At 53.0% G+C, this 12940-nt stretch carries 11 protein-coding genes and 1 riboswitch; of the genes, 9 read left to right on the plus strand and 2 right to left on the minus strand.

Annotated elements, in window-relative coordinates:
• Positions 1–611 precede the first annotated feature (611 nt).
• The 9 genes from leuL to thiQ all read left to right on the plus strand — a co-directional run bounded on the left by leuL (position 612) and on the right by thiQ (position 10870).
• Entirely contained in the window at positions 612–698 is an 87-nt protein-coding gene (gene leuL, locus HEM79_RS03430) for a leu operon leader peptide (RefSeq protein WP_001300467.1), read from the plus strand.
• A 92-nt stretch (positions 699–790) separates the two neighbouring features.
• Positions 791–2362, plus strand: coding sequence for a 2-isopropylmalate synthase (gene leuA / locus HEM79_RS03435; protein ID WP_000082870.1), 1572 nt, complete (start codon positions 791–793; stop codon positions 2360–2362).
• Complete coding sequence (leuB, locus tag HEM79_RS03440) at positions 2362–3453, plus strand: 3-isopropylmalate dehydrogenase (protein ID WP_021550189.1); 1092 nt, start codon at positions 2362–2364, stop codon at positions 3451–3453. Before leuA ends, leuB begins: the two co-directional genes overlap by 1 nt.
• Before the next feature lie 2 nt (positions 3454–3455).
• On the plus strand, positions 3456–4856 hold the full coding sequence (leuC, locus tag HEM79_RS03445; protein WP_176241788.1) for a 3-isopropylmalate dehydratase large subunit: 1401 nt from the start codon (positions 3456–3458) through the stop codon (positions 4854–4856).
• A 10-nt stretch (positions 4857–4866) separates the two neighbouring features.
• Positions 4867–5472 carry a 3-isopropylmalate dehydratase small subunit gene (leuD, locus tag HEM79_RS03450; RefSeq protein WP_176241789.1) on the plus strand — a complete coding sequence of 202 codons (606 nt, stop codon included), beginning with the start codon at positions 4867–4869 and terminating at the stop codon, positions 5470–5472.
• 327 nt (positions 5473–5799) lie between these two features.
• On the plus strand, positions 5800–7455 hold the full coding sequence (gene sgrR, locus HEM79_RS03455; protein ID WP_176241790.1) for a DNA-binding transcriptional regulator SgrR: 1656 nt from the start codon (positions 5800–5802) through the stop codon (positions 7453–7455).
• A gap of 33 nt (positions 7456–7488) precedes the next feature.
• Positions 7489–7588: riboswitch (TPP riboswitch) on the plus strand.
• 30 nt (positions 7589–7618) lie between these two features.
• Positions 7619–8602, plus strand: coding sequence for a thiamine ABC transporter substrate binding subunit (gene thiB / locus HEM79_RS03460; protein WP_176241791.1), 984 nt, complete (start codon positions 7619–7621; stop codon positions 8600–8602).
• The gene (gene thiP, locus HEM79_RS03465) at positions 8578–10188 is read left to right on the plus strand and encodes a thiamine/thiamine pyrophosphate ABC transporter permease ThiP (protein ID WP_176241792.1); all 1611 of its coding nucleotides are present in this window, start codon (positions 8578–8580) and stop codon (positions 10186–10188) included. Before thiB ends, thiP begins: the two co-directional genes overlap by 25 nt.
• Positions 10172–10870, plus strand: coding sequence for a thiamine ABC transporter ATP-binding protein ThiQ (gene thiQ, locus HEM79_RS03470; protein WP_176241793.1), 699 nt, complete (start codon positions 10172–10174; stop codon positions 10868–10870). The genes thiP and thiQ overlap by 17 nt, the downstream gene beginning before the upstream one ends.
• Positions 10871–10951: 81 nt before the next feature.
• On the opposite strand, the gene HEM79_RS03475 is transcribed toward thiQ, so the two are convergent.
• Together HEM79_RS03475 and araC are read right to left on the minus strand one after the other, a co-directional pair.
• Positions 10952–11716: a DedA family protein gene (locus HEM79_RS03475; protein WP_176241794.1), complete on the minus strand. Its 765-nt coding sequence runs from the start codon at positions 11714–11716 to the stop codon at positions 10952–10954.
• Between the two features lie 85 nt (positions 11717–11801).
• A complete protein-coding gene (araC, locus tag HEM79_RS03480; protein ID WP_016159393.1) occupies positions 11802–12680 on the minus strand; it encodes an arabinose operon transcriptional regulator AraC in 879 nt (292 codons plus the stop codon).
• Positions 12681–12940: the final 260 nt, after the last annotated feature.

Here is a 12940-nt window from a genome sequence, read left to right on the forward strand (position 1 = left end):
AGAGAAATAATCCTGAAAAATATGATTTACCATGCATATAAAATAAGAAAAAGAAAAATGCGTAAAATTAGGAAAACATAAAGATACGGGTTCTGATAAAAACAGAATCCATTGCCGTGCGAAGAGTCATTCACCACAGCATAATAATCCATAATGTTTTTGTTGCGAAAACAATCTAATCATAACTTCCGCGAATACTCAATCATCCAAAAAATGGATTAATCGTGCGCATTTAATAATTAATTTATATATTTGATGCATTAATTCTTAACATTAATCGATCAATAATATTCATAAAATCAATATCAAAACATTCACTCAAAATATAATTCAATACAAATCATCAGGATAGATAGGGTAAAGAATAAATTTCCCTCCTTCTTACCTCATTGATTAAATGCCATAAATTATTCTGAAGTATGTCCACCAATGAAAGGAATGGGTGGTTAAGCAGAAATTAATATCGACTGTTTAAACCCGCGCAGCACAATTAGCTAATTCAACTCATGCAGAACTCATGCTGGCGGGACGTTTTTGTTGCGTCAGGGTTGACATCCGTTTTTGTATCCAGTAACTCTAAAAGCATATCGCATTCATCTGGAGCTGATTTAATGACTCACATCGTTCGCTTTATCGGTCTACTACTACTAAACGCATCTTCTTTGCGCGGTAGACGAGTGAGCGGCATTCAGCATTAAGCCAGCACGCAGTCAAACAAAAAACCCGCGCCATTGCGCGGGTTTTTTTATGCCCGAAGCGAGGCGCTCTAAAAGAGACAAGGACCCAAACCATGAGCCAGCAAGTCATTATTTTCGATACCACATTGCGCGACGGTGAACAGGCGTTACAGGCAAGCTTGAGTGTGAAAGAAAAACTGCAAATTGCGCTGGGTCTTGAGCGTATGGGGGTCGACGTGATGGAAGTCGGTTTTCCCGTCTCTTCGCCGGGCGATTTTGAATCAGTGCAAACCATCGCCCGCCAGGTTAAAAACAGCCGCGTATGTGCGTTAGCCCGCTGCGTGGAAAAAGATATCGACGTAGCGGCCGAATCTCTGAAAGTCGCCGAAGCCTTCCGTATTCATACCTTTATTGCCACCTCCCCAATGCACATCGCCACCAAGCTGCGCAGCACGCTGGATGAGGTGATCGAACGCGCCATCTATATGGTGAAACGCGCACGCAATTACACCGATGATGTTGAATTTTCTTGCGAAGATGCCGGACGCACACCGATTGCCGACCTGGCGCGAGTGGTCGAAGCGGCGATTAACGCCGGTGCCACCACCATCAACATTCCGGATACCGTGGGCTACACCATGCCGTTTGAGTTCGCCGGAATCATCAGCGGCCTGTATGAACGTGTACCCAACATCGATAAAGCCATTATTTCCGTACATACCCACGATGATTTGGGTCTGGCGGTCGGCAACTCACTGGCGGCGGTACATGCCGGCGCGCGGCAGGTAGAAGGCGCGATGAACGGGATCGGCGAGCGTGCCGGTAACTGTTCGCTGGAAGAAGTGATCATGGCGATCAAGGTACGTAAGGATATCCTCAACGTCCACACCGCCATTAATCACCAGGAAATATGGCGCACCAGCCAGTTAGTTAGCCAGATTTGTAATATGCCGATTCCGGCAAACAAAGCCATTGTCGGCAGCGGTGCGTTCGCGCACTCCTCCGGCATTCACCAGGATGGCGTGCTGAAAAATCGCGAAAATTACGAAATCATGACACCAGAATCTATTGGTCTGAACCAAATCCAGTTGAATTTGACCTCTCGTTCCGGTCGTGCGGCGGTGAAACACCGCATGGATGAGATGGGATATAAAGAAAGTGAATATAATTTAGACAACCTGTACGACGCGTTTCTGAAGCTGGCAGATAAGAAAGGTCAGGTGTTTGATTACGACCTGGAGGCGCTGGCCTTCATCGGTAAACAGCAAGAAGAACCGGAGCATTTCCGTCTGGATTACTTCAGCGTGCAGTCTGGTTCTAACGATATCGCCACCGCTGCCGTCAAACTGGTCTGTGGCGAGGAAGTAAAAGCGGAAGCCGCCAATGGTAACGGTCCGGTCGATGCCGTCTACCAGGCAATTAACCGCATCACTGACTATAACGTCGAACTGGTGAAATACAGCCTGACCGCCAAAGGCCACGGTAAAGATGCGCTGGGTCAGGTGGATATTGTTGCCAACTACAACGGTCGCCGCTTCCACGGCGTCGGCCTGGCTACCGATATTGTCGAGTCCTCCGCCAAAGCGATGGTACACGTGCTGAACAATATCTGGCGCGCCGCAGAAGTCGAAAAAGAGTTGCAACGCAAAGCTCAACACAACGAAAACAACAAGGAAACCGTGTGATGTCGAAGAATTACCATATTGCCGTATTGCCCGGAGATGGGATCGGGCCGGAAGTGATGACCCAGGCGCTGAAAGTGCTGGACGCCGTGCGTAACCGCTTTGCGATGCGCATCACCACCAGCCATTACGATGTAGGCGGCGCAGCCATTGATAACCACGGGCAGCCGCTGCCACCTGCGACGGTTGAAGGTTGTGAGCAAGCCGATGCTGTGCTGTTTGGCTCAGTTGGTGGCCCGAAGTGGGAACATTTACCGCCAGACCAGCAGCCAGAACGCGGCGCGCTGTTGCCTTTGCGTAAGCACTTCAAATTATTCAGCAACCTGCGTCCGGCAAAACTGTATCAGGGGCTGGAAGCGTTCTGCCCGCTGCGTGCTGACATTGCCGCCAACGGCTTCGACATCCTGTGTGTGCGCGAACTGACTGGCGGCATCTATTTCGGTCAGCCCAAAGGCCGCGAAGGCAACGGACAATATGAAAAAGCGTTTGATACCGAGGTGTATCACCGTTTTGAGATCGAACGTATCGCTCGCATCGCGTTTGAATCTGCCCGCAAGCGTCGCCACAAAGTCACCTCAATCGACAAAGCCAACGTGCTGCAATCTTCTATTTTATGGCGGGAGATCGTTAACGAGATCGCCATTGAATATCCGGATGTCGAACTGGCGCATATGTACATCGACAACGCCACCATGCAGCTGATTAAAGATCCATCGCAGTTTGACGTTCTGCTGTGCTCCAACCTGTTTGGCGACATTCTTTCTGATGAATGCGCAATGATCACCGGTTCGATGGGCATGTTGCCTTCCGCCAGCCTGAACGAGCAAGGTTTTGGACTGTATGAACCGGCGGGCGGCTCGGCACCAGATATCGCAGGCAAAAATATCGCCAACCCGATTGCGCAAATTCTGTCACTGGCGCTGCTGCTGCGCTACAGCCTGGATGCCGATGATGCGGCTTCCGCTATTGAACGCGCAATTAACCGCGCATTAGAAGAAGGCATTCGCACCGGAGATTTAGCCCGTGGCGCTGCCGCCGTTAGTACCGATGAAATGGGCGATATCATTGCCCGCTATGTGGCTGAAGGGGTGTAATCATGGCTAAGACGTTATACGAAAAATTATTCGACGCTCACGTAGTCTACGAAGCCGAAAACGAAACCCCGCTGTTATATATCGACCGCCACCTGGTGCATGAAGTGACCTCACCGCAGGCGTTTGATGGCCTGCGCGCCCACGGTCGCCCGGTGCGTCAGCCGGGTAAAACCTTCGCCACCATGGATCACAACGTCTCTACCCAGACCAAAAACATTAATGCCTGCGGAGAAATGGCGCGCATCCAGATGCAGGAGCTGATCAAAAACTGCAAAGAATTTGGCGTCGAGCTGTATGACCTGAATCACCCGTATCAAGGGATCGTCCACGTGATGGGACCAGAACAGGGCGTGACGTTACCAGGAATGACCATTGTTTGCGGTGACTCACATACCGCCACTCACGGCGCGTTTGGCGCACTGGCCTTTGGTATCGGCACTTCCGAAGTTGAACACGTGCTGGCAACGCAAACCCTGAAACAGGGACGCGCAAAGACCATGAAAATTGAAGTCCAGGGCAAAGCTGCGCCTGGCATTACCGCGAAAGATATCGTGCTGGCGATCATCGGTAAAACTGGCAGCGCAGGCGGCACCGGGCATGTGGTGGAGTTTTGCGGCGAAGCAATCCGTGATTTAAGCATGGAAGGCCGCATGACTCTGTGCAATATGGCAATCGAAATGGGCGCGAAAGCCGGTCTGGTTGCACCAGACGAAACCACCTTTAACTATGTCAAAGGCCGTCTTCATGCGCCGAAAGGCAAAGATTTCGACGACGCCGTTGCCTACTGGAAAACCCTGCAAACCGACGAAGGTGCAACTTTCGATACCGTTGTTACTTTACATGCAGAAGAGATCGCCCCGCAGGTGACCTGGGGAACTAACCCAGGACAGGTGATCTCCGTTAACGAGAATATCCCTGATCCCGCTTCATTTGCCGATCCGGTTGAACGCGCGTCGGCAGAAAAAGCACTGGCCTATATGGGACTGAAACCGGGTATTCCGCTGACTGAAGTCGCTATCGACAAAGTGTTTATCGGTTCTTGTACCAACTCGCGCATTGAAGATTTACGCGCGGCAGCGGAAATCGCCAAAGGCCGGAAAGTCGCGCCTGGCGTACAGGCGCTGGTGGTTCCCGGTTCTGGTCCAGTAAAAGCCCAGGCAGAAGCAGAAGGTCTGGACAAAATCTTTATTGAAGCCGGTTTTGAATGGCGCTTGCCTGGCTGCTCAATGTGTCTGGCGATGAACAATGACCGTCTGAACCCGGGCGAGCGTTGTGCCTCCACCAGCAACCGTAACTTTGAAGGCCGCCAGGGGCGCGGCGGGCGTACGCATCTGGTCAGCCCGGCAATGGCAGCCGCTGCTGCTGTTACTGGTCATTTTGCCGATATCCGCAACATTAAATAAGGAGCACACCATGGCAGAGAAATTTATCAAACACACAGGCCTGGTGGTTCCGCTGGATGCCGCCAATGTCGACACAGATGCAATTATCCCGAAACAGTTTTTGCAGAAAGTGACGCGCACTGGTTTTGGCGCGCATCTGTTTAACGACTGGCGTTTTCTCGATGAAAAAGGCCAACAGCCAAATCCAGATTTCGTGCTGAACTTCCCGCAATATCAAGGGGCTTCCATTTTACTGGCGCGGGAAAACTTCGGCTGCGGTTCCTCGCGTGAGCACGCGCCGTGGGCGTTGACTGACTACGGTTTTAAAGTGGTGATTGCGCCGAGTTTCGCCGATATATTTTACGGCAACAGCTTTAATAACCAGTTGCTGCCGGTGAAATTAAGCGATGCGGAAGTGGACGAGCTATTTGCGCTGGTGCAAGCCAATCCGGGGATTCATTTCGATGTGGATCTGGAAGCTCAAGAAGTGAAAGCGGGTGATAAAACTTATCGCTTTGCTATTGATGCCTTCCGCCGCCACTGCATGATGAATGGTCTGGACAGCATCGGTCTGACACTGCAGCACGGCGACGCCATCGCGTCTTATGAAGAGAAGCAACCGGCGTTTATGCGTTAGTTTGTACTCCGTCCAGCACTCAATCGCCAAAAAGAAAAAAGCCAGCAGGTATTCACTGCTGGCGTGGCGATTAACACCAATACTCAGTCACACATGATGTCTGCAAATCAGTAGTCAAAGTAACTCCCCTCCCACGGTATCCGTTCTTCAGGCATGACTAAACGTTGTAGAACGCTTAACCCGCGAAGCCAGCACATCTTCTCTGTCACGATAAAATAGTGCCGATAAAACTGACGCATGGGATACCTCATTGCTTCATCGTTAAGAATTATTGACTTAATATAGGGAAAATAAAATTGCTGACTTTTGCGCAGGAGTTCCCCTTTTATGCCATCTGCTCGTCTGCAACAACAGTTCATCCGCCTGTGGCAATGCTGCGAGGGTAAATCGCAGGAGACAACGCTGAACGAATTGGCGGAGTTATTGAGCTGCTCCCGCCGTCATATGCGCACCCTGCTCAACACCATGCAGGATCGCGGCTGGCTGACGTGGGAAGCGGAAGTCGGGCGCGGCAAACGCTCGCGTTTAACGTTTCTCTATACCGGGCTGGCGCTACAACAACAGCGGGCAGAGGACTTACTGGAACAGGATCGTATCGACCAACTGGTGCAACTCGTTGGTGATAAAACCGCTGTGCGGCAAATGCTGGTTTCTCATCTGGGGCGTAGCTTCCGTCAGGGGCGGCACATCCTGCGCGTCCTCTACTATCGTCCGTTGCGTAACCTGCTGCCTGGCAGCGCATTACGCCGTTCCGAAACGCATATCGCCCGGCAAATCTTCAGCGCATTAACCCGCATAAATGAGGAAAATGGGGAACTGGAAGCGGACATCGCCCACCACTGGCAACAAATTTCCCCGCTTCACTGGCGTTTCTTTTTACGTCCGGGAGTTCATTTTCATCATGGGCGTGAACTGGAAATGGACGACGTGATCGCCTCGTTGAAACGGATCAATACGCTGCCGCTCTATTCGCATATTGCTGAAATTGTATCGCCGACGCTCTGGACGCTGGATATCCATCTCACACAGCCAGATCGCTGGTTGCCGTTACTGCTGGGGCAAGTTCCGGCGATGATCCTGCCGCGCGAATGGGAAAACCTCAGCAACTTTGCCAGCCATCCGATCGGCACCGGTCCGTATGCGGTAATGCGTAACAGCGCCAATCAACTGAAAATTCAGGCATTCGATGACTTCTTCGGTTATCGGGCGCTAATCGACGAGGTTAACGTCTGGGTCTTGCCGGAAATTGCCGACGAGCCAGCCGGAGGGCTGATGCTGAAAGGGCCGCAGGGCGAGGAAAAAGAGATTGAAAGCCGCCTGGAGGAAGGTTGCTATTATTTACTGTTCGACAGCCGCACCCATCGCGGGGCGAATCAGCAAGTCAGAGACTGGGTAAGCTATGTGCTTTCGCCGACCAATCTGGTTTATTTCGCCGAGGAACAGTACCAGCAACTGTGGTTCCCGGCTTATGGAATGCTCCCCCGTTGGCACCATGCCCGCCCCACGCATTGCGAAAAACCCGCCGGGCTGGAACATCTCACCCTGACCTTTTACCAGGATCATATTGAACATCGGGTAATTGCCAGGATCATGCAGCAAATTCTGGCAAGTCATCATGTCACGCTGGAAATCAAAGAGATCAGCTACGATCAGTGGCACGAAGGTGAGATCGAAAGCGACATCTGGCTTAACAGCGCCAACTTTACGCTACCGCTGGATTTTTCGCTGTTCGCGCACTTGTGCGAGGTGCCGCTGCTACAACACTGTATTCCGATCGACTGGCAAACCGACGCCGCCCGCTGGCGCAATGGCGAGATGAATCTGGCGAACTGGTGCCAGCAACTGGTCGCCAGCAAAGCAATGGTGCCGCTGATCCATCACTGGCTGATTATTCAGGGGCAACGCAGTATGCGCGGCCTGCGCATGAATACCCTCGGCTGGTTCGATTTTAAATCAGCGTGGTTTGCGCCACCGGATCCATGATTGCTGGTTGATAACAAAATCACTACACTAACGCCGTTCTCAACGGGGTGCCACGCAGACGCGTGCGCTGAGAAAATACCCGTCGAACCTGATCCGGATAACGCCGGCGAAGGGATTTGAGGCTCCTTCTCAAGTCCTTTGCCACTCTTTTTTGAGGTGCAAAGTGTTAAAAAAATGTCTTCCCCTGCTGTTGCTGTGCGCAGCGCCCGTTTTCGCTAAACCCGTTCTGACTGTTTATACCTACGACTCCTTTGCCGCCGACTGGGGGCCTGGTCCGGTGGTCAAAAAAGCCTTTGAAGCCGACTGTAATTGCGAACTGAAACTGGTGGCGCTGGAAGATGGCGTCTCACTACTCAACCGTCTGCGGATGGAAGGCAAAAACAGTAAAGCCGATGTGGTGCTGGGGCTGGATAACAACCTGTTAGACGCCGCCAGCAAAACCGGGTTGTTTGCCAAAAGCGGTGTGGCAGCGGATGCTGTTAATGTTCCCGGCGGCTGGAATAATGACACTTTCGTACCATTTGATTACGGCTACTTCGCCTTCGTTTATGACAAGAACAAACTGAAAAATCCGCCGCAAAGCCTGAAAGAGCTGGTTGAAAGCGATCAAAACTGGCGGGTGATTTATGAAGATCCGCGCACCAGTACACCGGGGCTGGGTCTGCTGTTGTGGATGCAAAAAGTCTACGGCAATGACGCCCCGCAGGCCTGGCAGAAGCTGGCGAAGAAAACCGTCACGGTCACCAAAGGCTGGAGCGAAGCCTATGGCCTGTTTTTAAAAGGCGAAAGCGATCTGGTACTGAGTTACACCACCTCTCCGGCTTATCACATTCTCGAAGAGAAGAAAGATAACTACGCCGCCGCGAACTTTAGCGAAGGTCACTATCTGCAAGTGGAAGTTGCCGCCCGCACCGCTGCCAGCAAGCAGCCGGAGCTGGCGCGAAAATTCCTCCAGTTTATGGTTTCTCCGGCTTTCCAGAATGCGATCCCAACCGGCAACTGGATGTATCCGGTGGCAAACGTCACGCTGCCTGCCGGATTTGAACAATTGACCAAACCGGCAAACACGCTGGAGTTCACGCCAGCCGAAGTGGCGGCACAACGTCAGGCATGGATTAGCGAATGGCAACGCGCCGTCAGCCGTTAATTCCCGGCTGGTTAATTCCAGGCGTAAGCGCCGCTACGCTTGTGGTGGCGGTTGCACTGGCGGCGTTTCTCGCCCTGTGGTGGAACGCACCGCAGGGTGACTGGGTGGCAGTCTGGCAGGACAGCTACCTGTGGCATGTAGTGCGCTTCTCCTTCTGGCAGGCGTTTCTCTCGGCGCTGCTTTCTGTCGTGCCCGCGATATTCCTTGCCCGCGCCCTCTATCGCAGGCGCTTTCCTGGGCGACTGGCGCTGCTGCGTCTGTGCGCAATGACCTTGATCCTTCCGGTGCTGGTCGCCGTTTTTGGTATTCTTAGCGTCTATGGTCGCCAGGGCTGGCTGGCAGCACTCAGCCAATCGCTCGGTCTGGAGTGGACCTTTTCGCCCTACGGCCTGCAAGGCATTTTGCTGGCCCATGTGTTTTTTAATCTGCCGATGGCTAGCCGTTTATTACTTCAGGCACTGGAAAACATTCCCGGCGAACAACGTCAACTTGCCGCACAGCTTGGGATGCGCGGCTGGCATTTCTTTCGTTTCGTCGAATGGCCGTGGTTACGGCGACAAATCCCGCCGGTTGCCGCGCTTATCTTTATGCTCTGTTTCGCCAGCTTCGCCACCGTGCTATCGCTGGGCGGCGGTCCGCAGGCGACCACTATCGAGCTGGCTATTTATCAGGCGCTGAGTTACGACTACGATCCTGCCCGCGCGGCGATGCTGGCGCTGATCCAGATGGTGTGTTGCCTTGGGCTGGTGCTGCTGAGTCAACGACTAAGTAAGGCCATTGCGCCCGGCACCACGCTGCTGCAAGGCTGGCGCGACCCGGACGATCGTCTGCATAGCCGCATTTGCGACACTGTGTTAATTGTGCTGGCGCTGCTGCTGTTGCTGCCACCGTTACTGGCGGTGATCGTCGATGGGGTAAATCGCCAGTTGCCGGAAGTGCTGGCACAACCGATGCTGTGGCAGGCGCTGTGGACCTCGTTGCGTATTGCGCTGGCGGCAGGTGTATTGTGTGTAGTGCTGACCATGATGCTGTTATGGAGCAGTCGCGAACTGCAGGCGCGGCAAAAAATACTGGCGGGTCAGGCGCTGGAGATGAGCGGAATGCTAATCCTCGCCATGCCGGGTATTGTGCTGGCAACGGGTTTCTTTTTGCTGCTCAACAACACTACTGGCCTGCCGCAATCTGCTGACGGCATTGTGATTTTCACCAATGCGTTAATGGCCATCCCTTACGCGCTGAAGGTGCTGGAAAACCCGATGCGCGATATTACCGCCCGCTACAGCATGTTGTGTCAGTCGCTGGGCATTGAAGGCTGGTCGCACTTAAAAGTGGTGGAACTGCGCGCCCTGAAACGTCCGCTGGCGCAGGCGCTGGCCTTTGCCTGCGTACTGTCGATTGGTGATTTTGGCGTGGTGGCGTTGTTCGGTAACGATGATTTCCGCACCCTGCCGTTTTATCTCTACCAGCAAATTGGCTCATACCGCAGCCAGGACGGCGCGGTCACCGCGTTAATTCTGCTGCTGCTCTGTTTTATGCTGTTTACCGTGATTGAAAAACTACCGGGGCGAAATGTTAAAACTGACTGATATCACCTGGCTTTACCACCATTTACCGATGCGTTTTAGCCTAACGGTGGAACGCGGCGAGCAGGTGGCGATCCTCGGGCCAAGCGGCGCGGGTAAAAGTACCCTGCTGAATTTGATCGCCGGCTTTCTGACGCCAGCCAGTGGTTCGCTGACTATCAACGGCGTTGATCACGCCACGACGCCGCCGTCACGCCGTCCGGTGTCGATGCTGTTTCAGGAGAACAACCTGTTCAGTCACCTGACGGTCGCGCAGAACATCGGGCTGGGGTTGAATCCGGGATTGAAGCTGAACGCGGTACAGCAGGAGAAAATGCACGCTATCGCCCGTCAAATGGGGATTGATAATTTAATGGCACGGTTACCAGGTGAGCTTTCCGGCGGTCAACGGCAGCGCGTGGCGTTAGCGCGTTGTCTGGTACGCGAACAGCCGATTTTATTGCTTGATGAACCGTTCTCCGCGCTCGATCCGGCGTTACGTCAGGAGATGTTGACGCTGGTGAGCACGAGCTGCCAGCAACAAAAAATGACGCTGTTGATGGTATCGCACAGTGTGGAAGATGCGGCGCGGATCGCCACGCGCTCGGTGGTGGTCGCCGACGGGCGCATCGCCTGGCAGGGTAAGACTGATGAGTTGTTGAGCGGTAAGGCGAGTGCTTCGGCGCTGTTGGGAATTACAGGTTAAAAGCGCACGGACAGTCCCCTCGCCCGTCTGGGGAGAGGGTTAGGGTGAGGGGAACAAACCAGTGCCGGTGCGAACTATCCCCTAAACCCCAACCACTTTCCGCAAAATATCGATATACACCGGCATCAACGGATGGCGAATTAACACCACCAGCGCCACCACGCCAATGGCAGATATCAACGGTGTCAGCCACAACAAATGACCACGCGACAAATAATGACTTAAACGGTCAGTTGCTTTACCGCTGCGCCATAACCGCCAACACAGCCAGCCGCCAACCCACAAAAACACCGCCGTCGCCAGCAACAGCCACTTAAACTCACCGCTCTGCATCCCGGCAGGAATATCAATCGCCGCGCCCGCCAGAATCCCCGGCAGGAAGTAAAACGGCGGCCACAACAAACAGCCGATAATATTTGGCGTGATAAATTTCGCCACCGGCAGATCCAGCATCCCCGCCACCATTGGCACCAGCGGACGCGTCGGGCCGACAAAACGACCGACCAGAATGGTGAACATGCTGTGCTGATGCAGCGCATGTTCGGTTTTGTCGAGTAGTGCTTTGTTTTTCTTCAGAAATGACCAGCGATGCAACGGCTTTTTAAAACGCCAGCCCAGCCAGAAGGAGATCCAGTCGCCCATCAGGCAGCCAATAATCCCTGCCAGCCAGGCGTGCCAGAAACTTAACTCGCCACTGCCAATCAGCACCCCCAGCCCCGCCATCAGCACCGTACCGGGTAGAATCAACCCGACCAGCGCCAGCGACTCCAGAAAAGCCACCAATAACACCGCCATCAATGAGTACACGGTGGATTGGGTAATAAAGTGTTCCAGCAATGCTTGCATAATGTGCCTGTCAAAGGGACGAAGCAGGGATTCTGCAAACCCATTGCCACTCCGTCAAGCCATCAATTGTCTGATTCGTTACCAGTTATGACAACCTGACAGCTACATCATTCACTTTTTCTTCACAACCGGCACGGAACTCACTCGGACTCGCCCCTGTACATTTTTTAAATACCCGCGAGAAATAGAGCTGATCATCAAAGCCAACATTGCGCCCGACAGTGGCGATAGGCATCCGGGTGGTGCTCAAAAGCAGCTTCGCCTGACTAATGCGTTGATCCTCGCGCCAGCTTAAGACGCTAATCCCTAACTGCTGGCGGAACAAATGCGACAGACGCGACGGCGACAGGCAAACATGCTGCGCGACGCTGGCGATATCAAAATTGCTGTCCGCCAGGTGATCGCTAATGTACTGACAAGCCTCGCGTACCCGATTATCCATCGGCGGATGGAGCGACTCATTTATTGCTTCCATGCGCCGCAGTAACAATTGCTCAAGAAGATTTATCGCCAGCAACTCCGAATAGCGCCCTTCCCCTTGCCCGGCATTAATGATTTGCCCGAACAAGTCGCTGAAATGCGGCTGGTGCGCTTCATCCGGGCGAAAGAAACCGGTATTGGCAAATATCGACGGCCAGTTAAGCCATTCGTGCCAGTAGGCGCGCGGACGAAAGTAAACCCACTGGTGATACCATTCACGAGCCTCCGGATGACGGCCGTAGTGATGAATTTCTCCCGGCGGGAACAGCAAAATATCGCCCGGCCGGCAGACAAATTCTCGTCCCTGATTTTTCACCACCCCCTGTCCACGAATGGTGAGGTTGAGAATATAACCTTTCATTCCCAGCGGTCGGTCGATAAAAAAATCGAGATAACCGTTGGCCTCAATCGGCGTTAAACCCGCCACCAGATGGGCGTTAAACGAGTAACCCGGCAGCAGGGGATCATTTTGCGCTTCAGCCATACTTTTCATACTCCCGCCAATCAGAGAAGAAACCAATTGTCCATATTGCATTAAACATCATCAGCATTGCGTCTCTGGTGGGCTATCTTCACTAATCCAACCGACAACCCCGCTTGTGAAAAGCATTTTGTAACAAGGAGGGACGAAAGCCATGACAAAAACGCGTAACAAAAGTGTCTATAATCGCGGCAGAAAAGTCCACATTGATTATTTGCACGGCGTCACACTTTGCTATGCAATAGCATTTTTATCCATAAGAT

Origin of the sequence: Escherichia sp. 93.0816 (assembly GCF_013368855.2) — a bacterium.
Lineage (GTDB): Bacteria > Pseudomonadota > Gammaproteobacteria > Enterobacterales > Enterobacteriaceae > Escherichia > Escherichia ruysiae.